At 66.7% G+C, this 17,654-nt stretch carries 15 protein-coding genes; 10 read left to right on the forward strand and 5 right to left on the reverse strand.

The features are described from left to right. Positions 1–19 precede the first annotated feature (19 nt). Positions 20–985, reverse strand: a complete 966-nt coding sequence (locus ASD15_RS04080) for a TerC family protein (protein WP_057153430.1) — start codon at positions 983–985, stop codon at positions 20–22. Between the two features lie 106 nt (positions 986–1,091). Between ASD15_RS04080 and nhaR the strand changes: the two genes are divergently transcribed. Continuing rightward, positions 1,092–1,991 carry a transcriptional activator NhaR gene (gene nhaR, locus ASD15_RS04085; protein WP_057153431.1) on the forward strand — a complete coding sequence of 300 codons (900 nt, stop codon included), beginning with the start codon at positions 1,092–1,094 and terminating at the stop codon, positions 1,989–1,991. Here nhaR and ASD15_RS04090 read toward each other — a convergent pair. Beyond that, positions 1,957–2,874, reverse strand: a complete 918-nt coding sequence (locus ASD15_RS04090) for a LysR family transcriptional regulator (protein ID WP_057153712.1) — start codon at positions 2,872–2,874, stop codon at positions 1,957–1,959. The genes nhaR and ASD15_RS04090 overlap by 35 nt on opposite strands. Before the next feature lie 79 nt (positions 2,875–2,953). Between ASD15_RS04090 and ASD15_RS04095 the strand changes: the two genes are divergently transcribed. Further along, positions 2,954–3,718: a sulfite exporter TauE/SafE family protein gene (locus ASD15_RS04095; RefSeq protein WP_057153432.1), complete on the forward strand. Its 765-nt coding sequence runs from the start codon at positions 2,954–2,956 to the stop codon at positions 3,716–3,718. A 19-nt stretch (positions 3,719–3,737) separates the two neighbouring features. On the opposite strand, the gene ASD15_RS04100 is transcribed toward ASD15_RS04095, so the two are convergent. Further along, positions 3,738–4,646: a LysR family transcriptional regulator gene (locus ASD15_RS04100; RefSeq protein ID WP_057153433.1), complete on the reverse strand. Its 909-nt coding sequence runs from the start codon at positions 4,644–4,646 to the stop codon at positions 3,738–3,740. A 96-nt stretch (positions 4,647–4,742) separates the two neighbouring features. Here ASD15_RS04100 and ASD15_RS04105 point away from each other — a divergent pair, with 96 nt between their 5' ends. Further along, positions 4,743–5,450 (forward strand): histidine phosphatase family protein, encoded by a 708-nt coding sequence (locus tag ASD15_RS04105; RefSeq protein WP_057153434.1) that lies wholly within the window; start codon positions 4,743–4,745, stop codon positions 5,448–5,450. 119 nt (positions 5,451–5,569) lie between these two features. On the opposite strand, the gene ASD15_RS04110 is transcribed toward ASD15_RS04105, so the two are convergent. Continuing rightward, positions 5,570–6,316: a FadR/GntR family transcriptional regulator gene (locus tag ASD15_RS04110; protein WP_057153435.1), complete on the reverse strand. Its 747-nt coding sequence runs from the start codon at positions 6,314–6,316 to the stop codon at positions 5,570–5,572. 193 nt (positions 6,317–6,509) lie between these two features. Between ASD15_RS04110 and ASD15_RS04115 the strand changes: the two genes are divergently transcribed. The 7 genes from ASD15_RS04115 (at position 6,510) to ASD15_RS04145 (ending at position 15,782) form a co-directional block, all read left to right on the forward strand. Beyond that, the gene (locus tag ASD15_RS04115; protein ID WP_229418051.1) at positions 6,510–9,233 is read left to right on the forward strand and encodes a TonB-dependent siderophore receptor; all 2,724 of its coding nucleotides are present in this window, start codon (positions 6,510–6,512) and stop codon (positions 9,231–9,233) included. A gap of 97 nt (positions 9,234–9,330) precedes the next feature. Next, a complete protein-coding gene (locus ASD15_RS04120) occupies positions 9,331–10,485 on the forward strand; it encodes a mandelate racemase family protein (RefSeq protein WP_057153436.1) in 1,155 nt (384 codons plus the stop codon). A 9-nt stretch (positions 10,486–10,494) separates the two neighbouring features. Continuing rightward, positions 10,495–12,123 (forward strand): ABC transporter substrate-binding protein, encoded by a 1,629-nt coding sequence (locus ASD15_RS04125; RefSeq protein WP_082551523.1) that lies wholly within the window; start codon positions 10,495–10,497, stop codon positions 12,121–12,123. Positions 12,124–12,169: 46 nt separating this feature from the next. Then, positions 12,170–13,192, forward strand: coding sequence for an ABC transporter permease (locus ASD15_RS04130; protein WP_057153437.1), 1,023 nt, complete (start codon positions 12,170–12,172; stop codon positions 13,190–13,192). Positions 13,193–13,206: 14 nt separating this feature from the next. Continuing rightward, positions 13,207–14,130, forward strand: coding sequence for an ABC transporter permease (locus tag ASD15_RS04135; RefSeq protein ID WP_057153717.1), 924 nt, complete (start codon positions 13,207–13,209; stop codon positions 14,128–14,130). Between the two features lie 12 nt (positions 14,131–14,142). Further along, the gene (locus ASD15_RS04140; protein WP_057153438.1) at positions 14,143–15,009 is read left to right on the forward strand and encodes an ABC transporter ATP-binding protein; all 867 of its coding nucleotides are present in this window, start codon (positions 14,143–14,145) and stop codon (positions 15,007–15,009) included. An 11-nt stretch (positions 15,010–15,020) separates the two neighbouring features. Then, the gene (locus ASD15_RS04145; RefSeq protein WP_057153439.1) at positions 15,021–15,782 is read left to right on the forward strand and encodes an ABC transporter ATP-binding protein; all 762 of its coding nucleotides are present in this window, start codon (positions 15,021–15,023) and stop codon (positions 15,780–15,782) included. A gap of 63 nt (positions 15,783–15,845) precedes the next feature. Here the strand turns inward: ASD15_RS04145 and ASD15_RS04150 are convergent, their stop codons facing one another. Continuing rightward, entirely contained in the window at positions 15,846–17,603 is a 1,758-nt protein-coding gene (locus ASD15_RS04150; RefSeq protein WP_057153440.1) for an allantoate amidohydrolase, read from the reverse strand. Between the last annotated feature and the right edge of the window lie 51 nt (positions 17,604–17,654).

The following is a 17,654-nucleotide window of genomic DNA, read 5'->3' on the forward strand; positions in this document are numbered from 1 at the left end:
TCGAGTGTATCGGGTGAAATCAGTTGTGCTTGCTATGCCGTGTCGCGTACAGGCTGGCTATCACGCTGCCTGCGATCAGCGTTGCCACCACGGCCAGGGAGATATGCACCGGCATGTGGAACCACGGCATGATCAGCATCTTCGCGCCGATGAACACCAGCACCATGGCCAGGCCATACTTCAGCAGGTGGAAGCGGCCCGCTATGTCGGCCAGCAGGAAGTACAGCGCCCGCAGGCCCAGGATGGCGAACATGTTCGACGTGAATACGATGAACGGGTCCGACGTGATGGCGAAGATGGCCGGGATCGAATCGACCGCGAACACCAGGTCCGTCGCCTCGATCAGGATCAGCACCAGGAACAGCGGCGTCACGTAGCGCAGGCCATCCTTGAAGACGAAGAACTTCTCGCCATGGTCGCCCTCGGCCACCCGCAGGTGGCGCCGCGCCAGGCGCAGCACGGGATTCTTTTGCAGGTCCGGCTCATGGTCGGCCGCCACCATCATGCGGATACCGGTAATCGCCAGGAATGCGCCGAATACGTACAGCATCCAGCTGAATTCACTCACCACCCAGGCGCCGGCCATGATCATCACGGCGCGCATCACAATGGCGCCCAGCACGCCGTAAATCAGCACGCGGCGCTGGTACTCGGGCTTCACGTGGAAGGACGAGAAGATCAGCAGGAAGATGAAGATGTTGTCGACCGACAGGGCCTTCTCGATCAGGTAGCCCGACAGGAATTCGAGCGCCTTGCGCTCGGCGATTTCCGGTCCGACGGCGCCCTGCAGATACCACCACAGGCCGGCATTGAACAGCAGTGCCAGCGAAAACCAGATCAGCGACCAGGTGCCCGCCTCGCGCACCGTGACCTTGTGCGCCTTGTCGCCGCCAAAGACGTACAAGTCCAGTGCCAGCATCGCCAGCACGAAGACGACGAAGCCGGCCCACATGGGCGCTGTCGCAAATTGCTCCAAACCGTTCATAGCCAACCTCCTTTGTCGAAAGACCATGGTAAGCACTCGGCTGGAATCGAACAATTCGAATATACTTGGTCGATACATCGAGAAAACTGAGGTATAGGAGCAGCCGATGACGACACTGAACTTCAAGCACCTGCGATATTTCTGGATGGTGGCGCGCACCGGCAGCATTGCCAAGGCGGCCGAGCAGCTGCACCTGACGCCGCAATCCATCTCCGGCCAACTGAGCGAGTTCGCCGACACGCTGGGCGTGGAACTGTTCCGCCGCGTGGGCCGCAGGCTGGAATTGACCGATACCGGCCAGCGCATGCTGCACCACGCGGAAGAGATATTCCGCTCCGGCGACGAGCTGCTGGAAGTGGTGCGCGACCAGGCCGCCACCGCCACTGCCAGCTTCCGCGTCGGCGTGTCCGACTCCGTCTCCAAGGCGATTGCCTGCGAGCTGGTGGCCCCGGCGCTGTCGCTGCCGTCCCCCACCCGGCTGATTTGCCGCGAAGGCCGCATGGAGGCCCTGCTGGCCGACCTGGCGGTGCACAAGCTGGACCTGATCATCGCGGACCGCGCCATGCCCGGCCACCTGCATGTGCGCGGCTACAGCCACCTGCTGGGCGAGAGCCAGTTGCAGGTGCTGGCCGCACCGGGACTGGCGGCGGGCTTGCGGGGACCATTCCCGGCGTGCCTGAACCACGCGCCGCTGCTGCTGCCGGGTGAGGACTTTGCCGTGCGCCCCAAGCTGATGCAATGGCTGCAGGAGCACGTGGCGCATTCCCGCGTGGTCGGCGAATTCGACGACAGCGCCATGATCAAGGCCTTCGGCCAGTCCGGCGCGGGGCTGTTCTTCGTGCCGGCCGCCATTGCGGGCCGCGTGTGCCAGCAGTACGGCGTGGTGGTGGTGGGCAGCGTTCCTGCGCTGCGTGAACGGGTCTATGCGATCACCACCGAGCGCCGCATCAGCCATCCGATTACGCAAGCCATCAGCCAGGCCGCCCAGCGGACGCTGTCGGTTTGAGCGCATCCACCAGTTCGCGCGCGTAGCCCGGCAGGTCGGCGTAGTGGCGCACGCAGATCAGCAGCTTGCGCACCGCCCACGGGTCGGTGAGGTGGACGTGGCGGATGTCCATCGCACCGCGCGAACGCAGCACCGCCGATTCCGGCAGCACCGCCAGGCCGGCGCCGCTGGCGGCCATGCGGCATACCGCATCCAGGCTGCGCAGGCGCACGCGGTAGATCAGCCGCTTGCCCAGCCGCGCGGCGTGGCCGGCGATGTATTTGTGCAGCGCGCTGTCGCCGGCCAGGCCGATGAAGTCGTAACCGAGCGCATCGGTGAAGGCCATGCTGCGCTTGCGCTTGAGCTGCGCCGCCAGCGGGTGCTGCGGCGACATGGCCAGCACCAGCCGGTCGTCGCGGAAGGGATAGATTTCCAGGCCGGTGCTGTCGACCGAGTCCGCGATCACGCCGATGTCGGCCAGTCCGCCTTTCATGGCCTGCACAATGTCGTAGCTGAGGCGCTCCTCCAGGTCGATGTTGACGTGTGGGTGGGCGGCCATGAAGCCGGCCAGCGCCTCGGGCAGGAATTCGGCCAGCGCCGAGGTATTGCACAGCACTCGCACATGGCCCTTCAGGCCGGAGGCGTACTCGCCCAGGTCGGCGCGCATCTTTTCCATCTGCTGGGTGATCATGCGCGCGTGGTGCAGCAGCGTGCGGCCCGCCTCGGTGGTTTCCACGCCGCGCCTGCCGCGCTCCAGCAGCGGCACGCCCAGCATGTCCTCCATGCCGCGTATGCGCGCGCTGGCCGACGCCAGCGCCAGGTGCGACTGTTCGGCGCCGCTTGTGATGCTGCCGCTCTCGGCCACGTGCAGGAACAGGCGCAGGTCGGTCAGGTCGAATCGCATGGTGTCTTCGGATTTTACGTAGGCAGGGTGAGTATATTCCACATTTTCCTTGCCGGCGCGGCGTGCCAGACTGCGGGCTATGGAAAATATCATCTACATTACCGTGGTGTTCCTGCTCGCAGGAATAGTGAAGGGCGTGACCGGCATGGGGCTGCCGACGGTGGCGCTGGCGCTGCTCAGCCTTGTCATGACGCCGGTGGAGGCGGCGGCGCTGCTGATCGTGCCTTCGCTTTTGACGAATGTATGGCAGTTGCTGTCGGGCGCGCCGGTGTATCCGCTGTGGCAGCGCCTGTGGCCGATGATGGCGGGGATCTGCGTCGGTACCGGCCTGGGCACGGTGGCGGGGACGCTGATGGGCGGCATGATGGGCGGTGCGGTGGCGGCCGATGCGAAGATGGCCAGCGGCGCGCTGGGCGTGGCGCTGGTGGCGTATGCGGCGATGGGGCTGCTGTCGCTGCGCTGGCGCCTGCGCGCCAGCGAGGCGATGATGTCGCCGGCGGTGGGAGCGGTGACCGGCGCCATCACGGTGGCCACCGGCGTGTTCGTGATCCCGGCCGTGCCCTACCTGCAGGCGCTGGAGCTGGAGAAGGACGATCTTGTACAGGCCATGGGGCTGGCGTTTACGGTGTCCACGGTGGCGCTGGCGGTGTCGCTGGCGGCGCGCGGCGCCTGGCAGCCGGCGGCGGCGGGGATGTCCTTCGTGGCGCAGCTGCCGGCGGTGGCGGGCATGCTGCTGGGGCAGCGGCTGCGCAGCCTGATGGCGCCCGCGCTATTCCGCAAGTGCTTCCTGTTCGCGCTCCTGTTGCTGGGCATGCACCTGGCGCTGGACGCGGCCTGGCACTAAGCGCCGCGCAATGCGCGGGTCACGGCAGCGTGCTGAGCACTTCGGCGATCTGCTCGCGCAGCCAGCGGTTGGCGGGATCGCTGTCGACGTTGGCGTGCCAGTACAGCTGGTTGTCGATATGGGCCAGCTCCAGCGGCAGCGCCAGCATCTGGTGGCCGAACTGCTGGTTCAGCACCTGGCCGTAGCGCTCGGGCATGGTCAGCAGCAAGTCGGTCTGGCTCACCACCGTGCAGGCGGTATAGTAGTGCTGGCAGCGCATGCGGATGCGGCGCTGCAGGCCGCGCCGGCTCAGCTCCACATCCTCCAGGCTGGGCCCGCTGCGCCGCGAGCTGACCTGGATATGCTCCTGGCGCAGATACATCTCCAGGTCCAGCGCATGCTGCACCTGCGGATGGGCTGCGCGCGCCAGCACCACGGTCTGGTCGGACGGCAGCCGCATCTGGCGGATGTCCTTGGACAGCGGCAGCAGCAGGTCGATCGCCGCGTCGATGCTGCCGGCGGCCAGCTCGCCTTCCAGTTCGCCGCGCGCCACCCGCAGCGCGTTCACGCCGACCGACGGCGCGGCCGATGCGATGCGCGCCATCAGCGGCGGCAGGATGGTGGGCTCGACCACGTCGCGCATGGCGAGCGTGAAGGTGCGTTCGCTGGTGGCCGGGTCGAAGCGCTCGGCGCCGCTCAGGGTGACTTCGAATCCGCGCAGCGCCTGCCGGACCGGCTCGATGATACTGCGCGCCAGCGGCGTCGGCACCATCACGTGGCCCTGGCGCTCGAACAGCGCGTCGTTCAGCAACTGCCGCAGGCGCGCCAGCGCGTGGCTGACGGCCGGCTGCGTCAGGTTCATCTTCAGGCTGGCGCGTGTCAGGCTGCCCTCCGTGTAGATGGCGTCGAACACGACAAACAGATTCAGGTCGACCTTGGATATATGCATGATGTTTATTGGGATGCATTAAAACTATTCATTTGATGAATTCTACATCGGGCGCTAAGCTGTGTTTTATTCTTTTTGTTACACGGAGGACGCGCGATGGGACAAATTTACCTGGTTCGCCACGGCCAAGCCTCGTTCGGATCCGCCAACTACGACCAGCTTTCCCCGCTGGGCTTCGAGCAGGCGCGCCTGCTGGGGCAATGGTTCGCCAACAGCCGCCAGGTTTTCCAGCGCGTGGTGTGCGGCGGCATGGTGCGCCACCGGCAGACGGCGGACAGCTGCCTGTCCGAACTGGCCCGCACGCTGCTGGCCGATACCGAATGGCTTACCGATCCGGGTTTCGCGGAGTTCAACCACGTCGAAGTACTGGTGAGGCACTGCCCGGAGTTTGCCTCGCCGGAAGCGTTCAGGGCGTACGCGGCGCGCCAGGCCGATCCCAAGCACGCCTTCGAGCATATCTTCGTGGCGGCCATGCAGCGCTGGATGGGTGGCAAACACGATGGCGACTACACCGAGACCTGGCAGGCCTTCCAGGCGCGCTGCGTGGCGGCGTTGGAGCGCCTGACCTCGCAGCGGGCGGAGTCGGAAACCACGGTGGTGTTCACCTCGGGCGGTACGATTTCGGCAATCTGCCAGCATTTGCTGGACCTGCCCGACCACAAGACGCTGGAGCTGAACTGGTCCATCGCCAACTGCTCGCTGACCAAGCTGCAGCACCGTCCGGGCAAGACCAGTGTGAATTACCTGAACAATTACGCGCACCTGGAGTGGCTGGGCGAGGCGAATAGCGTTACTTACCGGTAATTCTGATAAATTCAACAACAATGCAGACGGCGTTTCGCCGTCTTTTTTTGTGCTTGCCTGTCAGACGTCTGACGGGTGTGGGCGAAAAAAAGCCCGAGCGCGTGGCATCGGGCGTGCTCTCAGGGCTGCCTGCTTGCTTCGTATTGTTCGTGCGCGCGCCGCAGGCGCTCGCGGCTGTTGCTGAGGTGGGTGCGCATGGCCGCGCGGGCCGATTCGGGGTCCTGGCGGGCGATGGCGCTGTAGATATCCTCATGTTCGCGCCGCACCCGTTCCAGGTAGATCTCGGGCGCGTCGCGCGGGATGTGGGCGGAGGTCTGCCGCGCGCGCGGCAGCAGTTCCAGGTTGATGTGGCTGAGCACATCGCGCAGATAGGGGTTGTTGGCGGCCTGCGCTATGGACAGGTGGTACTGCGTGTCCGCCGTGGCCGTCTCGCCGCCGCTGTCGCAGCGTGCCAGGAAGGCGTCCAGCGCGGCGCGGATCCTTGCCAGCTGCGGCTCGCTGCGGCGGCTGGCGGCCAGGCCCGCAGCCTCGGTCTCCAGGCTGATGCGCAGTTCCAGGATGGACAGCACGTCCTCCTTGGTCATCGCGCTCTTGGCCGCCAGGCCCATATGCTGCGGCGTGCGGTCCAGTACGAAGGTGCCCACGCCCTGGCGGGTCTCGACCATGCCGGCCGCCTGCATATGCGAAATCGCTTCCCGCACCACCGAGCGGCTCACGCCCAGCGCGCGGATGATCTCCGCCTCGGATGGCACCTTCTCGCCGGGTGCGATGCGGCCGTCCTTGATCAGGTCTGCGACGTAACTGACAACGCCGTGCGCCAGCGAGCGCGGTTTGGGCGGGGCGGGGGTGGGGCGGCTTGATTCCATGGATGGGCTGGGTCTCAAAACACAAGTTGCGTTTTCTAAAAGTGATGATTATACTTGCTTCCAAGTTGTCAGACGACCGATGACTTGGGGCCGGCATTAGCAGCGTTACGGCGAGACAAAAAGGACAGCGCGGCAACGCATGATCCTCCGCCGACGTGAAGAAGAAAATTCTTACACCATGGAGGAGACCACCATGCACTACCGCACCCGCAGCACCCCCTACCGGCTAAGCCGCACAGCCATCGCCCTCGCCGTCCTGGCTTTGGCAGCCCAGGCCGCCGCGCAGCAGGCCGACGCCGCTTCCGCCGCGACACCGGCGGCAGCCCCCATGCAGAAAGTCGAAGTCACCGGCTCCACCATCAAGCGCGTGGCCAGCGAAATGGCATTGCCGGTCACCACGGTCAAGGCCGACGAATTCGCCAACGCCGCGCTGACCACGGTGGCCGACGTGGTGACGTCCATGCCGGTGGCCTCGACCAACGTGCCGTCCGCCGCCGGCGCCGGCACCAACATGAATATGCGCGGCATCGGCATCAACCGCACGCTGGTGTTGCTGAACGGCCGGCGCATGGTGAACGAGCCGCTCAGCAACGGCTTTGTCAACGTCGACATGATACCGATGAGCGCCCTGAACCGCGTGGAAGTGCTGCGCGACGGCGCCTCCTCCACCTACGGCACCGACGCCATCGGCGGCGTGGTCAACTTCATCACCAAGCGCAGCTACAAGGGCTTGAACGTGACGGGACAGGCGGTGGTGCCGCAGGCATCCGGCGGCGGCCGCGAACACCGGCTCAGCATCCTGGGCGGCATCGGCGACCTGGAAGCGGACGGCTGGAATATTTACGCCACGGTCGATACGCACAAGCGCAGCGCGCTCGACGCCTCCGACCGCCCTGAGCTGAGCAGCCCCGAACGGCTGGCTGAACTGGGCATCGCGCCGCGCGCCGCCACCGGCAATTACGCGCAGCCGGCCAATGTGTTCTCGCCCAGCACCGGTATCACCGGCAATCCCTACTACGCCAGCGGCTGCACGGCGCCGTATTCCACGCCGGCGCTGCGCAACACCTGCATCCAGAACGCCAATTATTATGTGCTGGCGCTGCCGGCCAACGCGCAAACCACCTTCTTCACCAAGGGCAGCCTGAAGCTGTCCGAGGACCACCTGGTAACGGCCGAACTGCTGTACGCCAAGGAGCACATCACCACGCAGCGCGCGCCCAGCACCACGGTGGGCTTCAACGGCGCGGTGGCGCAGATTACGCCGAGCAGCCCGTACTATCCGGGCGGCTCCGCCGGCGTGCCGGCCATGGCGGGCCTGAACGGCTCCACCCTGAACGTGTCCTGGAGCGTGGCCGAGCTGGGGCCGGCCATTGCGCGCGACCAGCAGCAGGCCACCCGCCTGGTGCTGGCCGACGAAGGCCGCGTCGGCAAGTGGGACTATCGGCTGGGCTTCATCTACGGCGCCGGCGAGCGCGATTCCTGGTTCCGCCAGGGTTATGTGAACGGACTCAAGCTGCAAGCCGGCGTACGCAACGGCATCCTCAATCCCTTCGGCACGCAGAGCGCGGCAGGCCTGGCCTACCTGAAGGAGATTTCGGCCGACGGCGGCCAGATCCGGCACACCACCAATCTGTACACCGGGATCGACCTGACCGTCACGCGCGAGCTGATGCAACTGGGCGGCGGCGCGCTGACGCTGGCCGCCGGCGCCGAGTTCCATCACGACGCCAACAAGGACCGGGCGCTGGACGGCGTGATCGACGTGCCTTACCAGAACCGCCTGCCCAGCTACGCTTCGGGCAGCCGCAACATCAGCGCCCTGTTCATCGAGACCGACCTGCCGGTGACCAAGGAGCTGGACTTCAACATCGCCGCGCGCGCCGACAGCTATTCCGACTTCGGCAACACCGTCAATCCCAAAGCCAGCTTCCGCTACCAGCCGGCCAGGAACCTGATGCTGCGCGGTTCGGCCAGCACCGGCTTCCGCGCGCCGACGCTGTTCGACCGCTACGGCTACCGCCTGCCCGGCGCCACCGCGCTCACCACCAGCCGCTGGGACGATCCGGTGCTGTGCCCCGGCACCCCCGGCCTGGCAGGCACCGGCAAGCCGGTGGCGGGCGCCAATCCGCTCATCGTCTGCAACGCACAGCTGCCGGTGCAGCAGGGCAGCAATCCGGACGTGCTGCCCGAGAAATCGCGCAGCCTGACCTTCGGCGTCGTGCTGGAGCCGATGCGCAACATGATGCTGTCGCTGGACTACTACAACATCCACTTCCGCAACAGCATCGGCCAGCTGCCGCAGAACGCCATCTTCACCAACCCCGCCAAGTACGCCGACCTGTTCGTGCGCAATGCGAACGGCTCGCTGGCCTACGTGAAGAACACCGTGATGAACCTGGGCGACCTGCGCACCAGCGGCGTGGACGTCGGCTTCAGCTATGGCTTCCCGAGGCAGCCTGTGGGCGACTTCAAGATCGCCATGGACGGCACTTATGTGCACCAGTTCGAAAACCAGAACGAGAAGGACGGCGCCTGGATTTCCAACCTGGGGCGCTTCGGTTCGGTCGGATCGGGCAACGTCAGCGCCAGTCCCACCTACACCTTCCGCTGGAAGCATTCGCTGCGCCTGTCGTGGGCCAAGGGCGACTGGTTCTCGCAGCTGACGCAGAACTTCAACACCGGCTACCACGATTTGAACAACGTGGCGCCTGAGTACTTCCGCGACATCAAGCCGTATTCGGTGTGGAACCTGACCGCCTCCTACAAGGGCTTCAAGCACATCAACCTGACGGCGGGCGTGAGCAATCTGTTCGACACCGAACCGCCCGTCACCAACTCGAATTCGACTGCGTACGCCAACAACATCGCCAGCCCGATCGGGCGGGCGTTCAATGCGCGCGTGAGCTATGAATTCTGAGCGCGACAAGTTTTAAGGCCGGCCCCGGCCCGTTTTGGCGGGCGCCCGTGCCAAAAGCGCGGCGCCCACCCTTTTTTACCCAAATCCGAGACAGCACATGAAAATCGAACGAGTACAAGGAACCGTGTTCCACTATCTGACCAGCCGCAGCGTGGACAGCGCGGGGCACTCGCATCCCGGCCCGGAGAAGCGCGCCAACATGGCCATGATCACCATCACTGCCGACGACGGCAGCAAGGGCTACGCCTTCGGGCCGCCGGAAGTGGTGCGGCCGCACATCCTGGAAGCGTTCGCGCGCAAGGTGCTGATCGGGCAGGACCCGTTCGACCGCGAACGCCTGTGGCAGGACCTGGTGCACTGGCAGCGCGGCAGCGCCGGCCAGCTGACCGACCGCGCGCTGGCCGTCATCGAACAGGCGCTGTGGGACCTGGCGGGCCGCGCGCTGAACACCCCCGTGTACAAGCTGCTGGGCGCCTTCCGCGACAAGGTGCCGGCCTACGGCAGCACCATGTGCGGCGACGAGCTGAAAGGCGGCTTGTCCACGCCGGACGAGTACGCGGCGTTCGCCGTCAAGCTGGTCGAGCGCGGCTACAAGGCCATCAAGCTGCACACCTGGATGCCGCCGGTGTCGTTCGCGCCCAGCGTGGCGATGGACATCAAGGCTTGCGCGGCAGTGCGCGAGGCGGTCGGCCCGGACGTGGCGCTGATGCTGGACGGGTATCATTGGTACAGCCGCAGCGACGCGCTCACCATCGGCCGCGCGCTGGAACGGCTCAACTTCGCGTGGTTCGAGGAAATGATGAACGAGCAGAGCATCGCGTCCTACGCCTGGCTGGCCAACCAGCTCGACATCCCCATCGTCGGGCCGGAGTCGATCTCGGGCAAGCACCACAGCCGCGCCGACTGGGTGCAGGCGGGCGCCTGCGACATCCTGCGCGCCGGCGTGCCGGGCGTGGGCGGCATCACGCCGACCATGAAGGTCGCCGCGCTGGCGGACGCCTTTGGCATGAACTGCGAAGTACATGGCAACGGTGCGGCCAACCTGGCCGTCACCGCCGCCATCAAGAACTGCGAATGGTACGAGCGCGGCCTGCTGCATCCCTTCCTGGATTACGACGTGCCGCCGGCCTACCTGCGCAGCCTGCCGGACGCGATGGACGCCGACGGCTTCGTGCACCTGTCGCAGCAGCCAGGGCTGGGCGAGGACATCGACTTCGACTACATCGCGGCCAGCACCGTGGAATCCTACTAAGGCGCGGACATGAAACGTGCAATCAAACGGGCTTGCGGCGGTGCGGCTGGTGCTGCGCTGGCCGCGGCGCTTGCCGCCGCACTGGCACTGCCTGCGCCGGCGCTGGCGGCCACGCCGCGCGACCAGCTGGTGATAGGCATGAACATGAACAACCTGCTGTCGCTGGACCCGGCCGGCGCCACCGGCAACGACGTGCTGGGCGTGGTGGCCAACCTGTACGACTACCTGGTGGAGCTCGACCCGCACGACTTGAGCCAGGTGCGGCCGGCACTGGCCGAGCGCTGGGAGATCGCTCCGGACGGCATGAGCATCACTCTGTCGCTGCGCGGCGACGCGCGCTTCCAGAGCGGCCGCGCGCTGACCGCCGCCGACGCGGCCTGGTCGCTGCAGCGCGTGCTCAAGCTGAACCTGGCCATGGCGTCGCCGTGGAAAAGCTACGGCTTCAGCGCCGGCAACGCCGAGCGGCTGATCCAGGCGGTGGACGCGCGCACCCTGCGCATCACGCTGCCGGAACCGACCGATCCGAAGATGGTGCTGTACACGCTGGGCACCTCGGTCAGCGCGGCCATCCTGGACCGCGACACCGTGCTGGCGCACCAGAAGAACGGCGACCTGGGGGCGGCCTGGCTGCTGACGCACGCCGCCGGGTCCGGCCCATACGCGCTGACCGAATGGCGCGCCAAGGACGCCATGCTGCTGGACCGCTACGACGGCTACTGGCGCGGCCTGGCCAAGCTGCGCCGGGTGGTGATGCGGCACGTGCCGGAATCGCTGTCGCTGCGCTTCATGATTTCGCGCGGCGACGTCGACCTGGCGGCCGGCATGGCCGGTCCGGACATCGAAGCGCTCAAGCATGACGCCAGCGCGGTGGTGCAGCCGGTGCTGCGCGGCACCTCCTACTACGTGGCTGTGAGCATGAAGGATGCCAAGTTCGCGGACAAGCGGGTGCGGCTGGCGCTGCGCAAGCTGATCGACTACGACGGCATCAACAAGGCCATCATGCCGCACTACGGCGTGGCGCACCAGCGCCCGGTGATGATAGGGCTGACCGCCACGCTGCCCGATCCCGGCTACAAGCTGGACGTGGCGGCCGCCAAGCAGCTGCTGGCCGAAGCCGGTTATCCTAACGGCTTCCGCACTACCATCAAGGTGCTGTCCGATCCGCCCATGATCAACATCGCCACCGCGCTGCAAGGTACGCTGGCGCAGGCCGGCATCCAGGCCAGCATCCAGTCCGGCACCGGCAACCAGGTGTACGGCGCCATGCGCGACCGCAAGTTCGAGATCGTGGTGGGGCGCGGCGGCGGCGGCGTGGAGCCGCACCCTCATGCCAACCTGCGCGCGCTGGTCTACAACCCGGACAACCGCGACGCCGCCAAGCTGACCAACTTCCAGGGCTGGCGCACGTCCTTCCACAGCCCGGAGATCAACCGCCTGATCGAGCAGGCGGTGCGCGAGCGCGATCCGGATGCGCAAAACGCCATGTACCGCGAAGTGCAGCGGCTGTACGACAGCGAGGTGGGGGCGATCCAGCCTATCTCGCAGATGCTGGAGACGGTGGTGCTGAGCAAGCGGGTGCACGGCTACGTGGGTCATCCGTCCGCCACCACCCACTTGCGGGACGTCTACAAAGATTAGGCGCCCGCCCAAAAATGCTGGTCCATAAAAATAACGGAGACAAGACATGAAAGCTTTTCTGGCACGCGCCGGCGCCATGCGGGCGCGCTTGCTGAGCACCTTGGCCACGCTTTTTGGCCTGCTGGTGCTGACCTTCTTCATCGGCCGCGTGATGCCGATCGATCCGGTGCTGTCCATTGTGGGCCCGGATGCCGACGCCTCGACCTACCGTGAAGCGGCGGCGCGCCTGGGCCTGGACCAGCCGCTGTGGGTGCAGTTCGGCCGCTACCTGGGCGAACTGGCGCACGGCAACCTGGGCACCTCGCTGCTGACCGGGAACGCCGTCAGTGCCGACATTGCGCGGGTGTTCCCGGCCACCGTGGAACTGGCCACGCTCGCGATCGTGCTGGGCGTGCTGGCCGGCGTGCCGCTGGGCGTATGGGCCGCCAGCCGGCGCGGCCGCCTGGTGGACCATGTGGTGCGCGTCATCAGCCTGGCCGGGCATTCCACGCCGGTGTTCTGGTTCGCGATGATGGGACTGCTGGTGTTCTATGCCTGGCTGGGCTGGGCCGGCGGCTCGGGCCGCATCGCGCTGGCTTACGACGGCGCCATTCCTTCCGTCACCGGGCTGCTGCTGATCGACACGCTGCTGGCCGGGCACTGGGATGCGTTTGCCAACAGCGTCAGGCATATCCTGCTGCCGGCCTGCATTCTCGGCCTGCATTCAATGGCCTACATCAGCCGCATGACGCGCAGCTTCATGCTGGCGCAGCTGTCGCAGGAGTACATCCTGACGGCGCGCGTGAAAGGGCTGTCGGAGGCGGCCGTGATCTGGCGCCACGCCTTTCGCAACATCCTGGTGCAGCTGCTCACCATCGTCGCGCTGGCCTACGGCGGCCTGCTGGAAGGCGCGGTGCTGATCGAGACCGTGTTCGCCTGGCCGGGCTTCGGCCAGTACCTGACCAATAGCCTGCTGCTGGGCGATATGAACTCGGTGATGGGATGTGTGCTGCTGGTCGGCGTCATCTTCGTCACGCTCAACCTCGTCTCGGACGCCCTGTACCAAGTCTTCGATCCACGGATGCACTGATGCTGACCAATACCATGCCTGCTATTCCCGACCCAAGCGCCCCCGATGCCGCGCCGCCGCCCGCCAGGGCTGTGGCAGCCCCGGCCTCCGCTGGCTCCGCGCTGCGCGAATCGCTGCGGCGCGCGCTGCACCACCTGCTGCGCAATCCCATGACGCTGGCGGGCCTGATCGTGATCCTGCTGCTGATCGCGGTTGCCTGCTGCGCGCCCTGGATCGCCACCCACGACCCGCTGCGCCAGGACCTGGCCGCCACCTTGCAGGCGCCCGGCGCCGCGCACTGGTTCGGCACCGACGAATACGGCCGCGACACCTTCAGCCGCCTGGTGTACGGCGCCCGCACCACGCTCTACATTGTCGGTCTGGTCACCATCGTGGTCGGCCCGGTCGGGCTGGCGGTGGGCGCCGCGTCCGGCTACTTCGGCGGCTGGGTGGACGCGCTGTTCATGCGCATTACCGACATCTTCATCTCCTTTCCCAGCCTGGTGCTGGCGCTGGCCTTCGTGGCCGCGCTCGGGCCGGGCCTGGAGCATGCAGTGATCGCCATCGCGCTCACCGCCTGGCCGCCCATCGCGCGCCTGGCGCGGGCCGAGACGCGCACCCTGCGCAAGGCCGACTTCGTGGCGGCCGTGCAGCTGCAGGGCGCCTCGCCGCTGCGCATCCTGGTGCGGCACATCGCGCCGCTGTGCCTGTCCTCGGTGCTGGTGCGGCTGACCATGAACATGGCCGGCATCATCCTCACCGCCGCTGGCCTCGGCTTCCTCGGCCTGGGCGCGCAGCCGCCGTCGGCCGAGTGGGGCGCCATGATCTCGGCCGGGCGCCGCTACATGATGGAGTGCTGGTGGCTGGTGGCCATGCCCGGCGCCGCCATCATGGTGGTCAGCCTGGCCTTCAACCTGCTGGGCGACGGCCTGCGCGACGTGTTCGATCCACGCAGCTGACAAGGAACGATGATGACGAAAACGGAAACCAAAACTGAAACCAAGCTGGAAGTGGAAGACCTGAGCGTGCGTTTTGCCACCCGCGACGGTCTGGTTGACGCGGTGCGCGGCGTGTCCTTCAAGCTGGGGCGCGAGAAGCTGGCAATCGTCGGCGAATCCGGTTCCGGCAAGTCGACCGTGGGCCGCACGCTGCTCAAGCTGCATCCGGCCAGCGCCCGCATCGACGCGCGCGTGCTGCGCTTCGGCGGCACCGACCTGCTGCAGGCCGGCGAGAAGCAGATGCGCGCCATACGCGGCCAGCGCATGTCCATGATCATGCAGGACCCGAAGTACTCGCTGAACCCGGTAATGAAGGTGGGCGACCAGATCGCCGAAGCCGTGCTGGCGCATGAGAAAGGGCGGCGGCTACCGCGCGCCCAGGTGCGCGAGCGCGTCATCGCCATGCTGGAACAGGTGCGCATCCGGGATCCGCACAAGGTCTACGAGCGCTACCCGCACGAGGTCTCCGGCGGCATGGGACAGCGCATCATGATCGCCATGATGCTGATCCCGAATCCCGAGGTGGTGATCGCCGACGAACCGACTTCGGCGCTGGACGTGTCGGTGCGCGCCCAGGTGCTGTCGGTGCTGGACGACCTGGTCGGACAGCGCGACCTGGGCCTGATCTTTATCAGCCACGACCTGAACCTGGTGCGCCATTTCTGCGACCGCGTGCTGGTGATGTACGCCGGCCGCGTGGTCGAATCCATCGCTGCGGCGGACCTGGACCATGCGCAGCATCCCTACACCCGTGGCCTGCTGGCCGCGCTGCCCAGCATCGACATGCGGCGCCCGGTGCTGCCGGTGCTGCAGCGCGATCCCGCCTGGCTGGCCAATTAGGAGTCCGATCCATGATTACGGTAAACGACCTGGCGCTGACTTTCGGCAGCGGCGCCCAGGGCAACAAGGTATTGAACGAAGTGGGCTTCTCGGTGCGTGAAGGGGAAGTGTTTGGCCTGGTGGGCGAGTCGGGATCCGGCAAGAGCACGGTGCTGCGCTGCCTGGCCGGGCTGTACTCGCACTGGCAAGGCGACATGCGCATCGCCGGCCAGCCGCTGGGCCGCACGATAGACCGCGAGCGCTGCCGGCTGATGCAGATGGTGTTCCAGGACCCTTACGGCTCGCTGCACCCGCGCCACACGGTAGACACGGCGCTGTCGGAGCCGCTGAAGATCCACAAGATGGACAACATCGGCGGGCGCGTGCGGCAGATGCTGCTGAAAGTGGGGCTGAACGATTCGTTCCGCTACCGCTATCCGCACCAGATGTCCGGCGGCCAGCGGCAGCGCGTGGCGATTGCCCGCGCGCTGATCCTGGAGCCGCGCATCCTGCTGCTGGACGAGCCCACCTCCGCGCTGGACGTGTCGGTGCAGGCCGAGATCCTGAACCTGCTGGCCGAGCTGCGCGCGCGCGACGGACTGACCTACATCCTCGTGACGCACGACCTGGGCGTGGTGGTGCACCTGTGCGACCGCGTGGCGGTGATGCAGCAGGGCCGCATCGTCGATACGCTCGACAGCGCCCTGCTCAGCAACGGCGGCGCCAGCCACCCCTACACCCGCAGCCTGGTTGAAGCGACGCGCAGCTACAGCAGGGAAATGGCGACTGCGTGAGGTGTCTCGTCCAACACGACGCGGCGCAGGGCGGGTTAGCCGGAACGGCGCCACCCGCCACGCTTAGCGCGCCTTTGGCTCAAAGCGGCGCAGGAAGTCCAGCAGCGCCTGGGCGGCGATCTCGGCGTCGTCGGCCGTCATGGTTTCCAGCGGGTTGTGGCTGATGCCGCCGTTGCCGCAGCGCGTGAACAGCATGGCCACGTCGGCGGTGGCGGCCATGGCCATGGCGTCGTGTCCTGCTCCCGACAGCAGGTCGAAGCGCTGCAAGCCGGTGCGCTCGACCGCCGCGCCCAGCTGGTCCATCAGCCACGGCGCGCACGGCGCGGCGGCCGCCTCCACCACTTTCTCCAGCTTGAACTCGATGTGGCGCCGCTCGCAGATCGCCGCGATGCCGTCCAGGACGTCCTTCACGGCCGCCTGGCGCACCGCGTCGTCCGCAGCGCGGATGTCGAGCGACAGCTTGCACGCGCCCGGAATCACGTTTACCGAACCGTTCGGCACTTGCAGCTGTCCCACGGTGCCCACCAGCGCCTCCGCCGTGCCGCAGCGCTGTTCCACCAGCAGCACGATCTCGGCGGCGGCGGCGGCGGCGTCCTTGCGCATGGTCATCGGCGTGGTGCCGGCATGGCTGGCCAGCCCGCGCAGTTCGACCAGGTAGCGCGAGCTGCCGGCAATTGCGGTGACCACGCCCAGCGGCAGGCCGCGCTGCAGCAGCACCGGCCCTTGCTCGATGTGCACTTCCACGAAAGCCAGCAGCCTGGCTGGATCGCGCGCGATCGCCGGAATGGCGGACACGTTGTGGCCGGCGCCGGCCAGTGCGGTGCGCATGCTCACGCCGTCCGCATCCAGCTGCTCCAGCAGGTTCATGTCGAAGCGGCCGGTGATGGCGTTACTGCCCAGGAAAGTGGAGCGGAAACGCACGCCTTCTTCCTCGGCAAAGCCGACGATCTCGAAATCGAAGGGCAGCTTTTCGCCGGTGGCGTGCAGGTGCTTGACGATGGCGATCGGCAGCAGGATGCCGAGGCGGCCGTCGTACTTGCCGCCGTTGCGCACGGTGTCGTAGTGCGAGCCGGTCATCAGCGTCTTGGCGTTGGCGGCGCCGGACAGGTAGCGGCCCACCACGTTGCCCACCTCGTCGATGTGCACTTCCATGCCGGCTTCGCGCATCCAGTTTGCCAGCTGCGCGGCCGATTTCAGGTGCGCTTCGGTCATGTAGGCGCAGGTCAGCCCGTCGGCGTCGTCGCTCCATTGCGCCAGCTCTTCGGACCACTGCATGATGGCCGGACCGAAGTCCATCTGCACGCCCAGCAGGTCGTTGATGCGCATTTCGGCGATGCGGTGGATCTGGCGCAGGCATTCCTGCTGTTCATCGCTGACCTGATTGCGGAAGCGGCGGGTGAAGGTGGCGATGATCTGCTGGCGCGTCAGGCCGTTGCCGGTCGGGCCTTTCACGGCCAGGATGAAGGGGAAGCCGAACTTGGCGTTGTAGTCGGCGTTCAGCGTGTGCAGCATCGCGAACTCTTCGGCGCTGCACAGGTTCAGGCCGGACTTGGCCTGCTCGCTGGTCGATTCGGCCGTCAGCTCGCCGGCGATGGCGGCCTTGCCAGCCAACTCCGGGTGGGCGCGGATCAGGCCCAGTTGTTCTTCCTGCGTGGCCTTGCCGACCTCCGCCTGCAAGGCCTGCTTCAGCGCCGTCACGCTGGCGAAAGGACGCAGCGCGGCGGCGCGCTGCGGAATCCATGGCGAGTGCTCGTAGATGCCGTGCAGGCGCTCGGCGAAAGTGGGGACGTCGCAGCTATTCAGTTCGGAGAGTGTAGTCATCGTTATATCCATCCTTGGAACGTCGATGATATATCTGCCTGTATAGGCGGG

Origin of the sequence: Massilia sp. Root351, from assembly GCF_001425045.1 — a bacterium.
GTDB lineage: Bacteria > Pseudomonadota > Gammaproteobacteria > Burkholderiales > Burkholderiaceae_D > Rugamonas.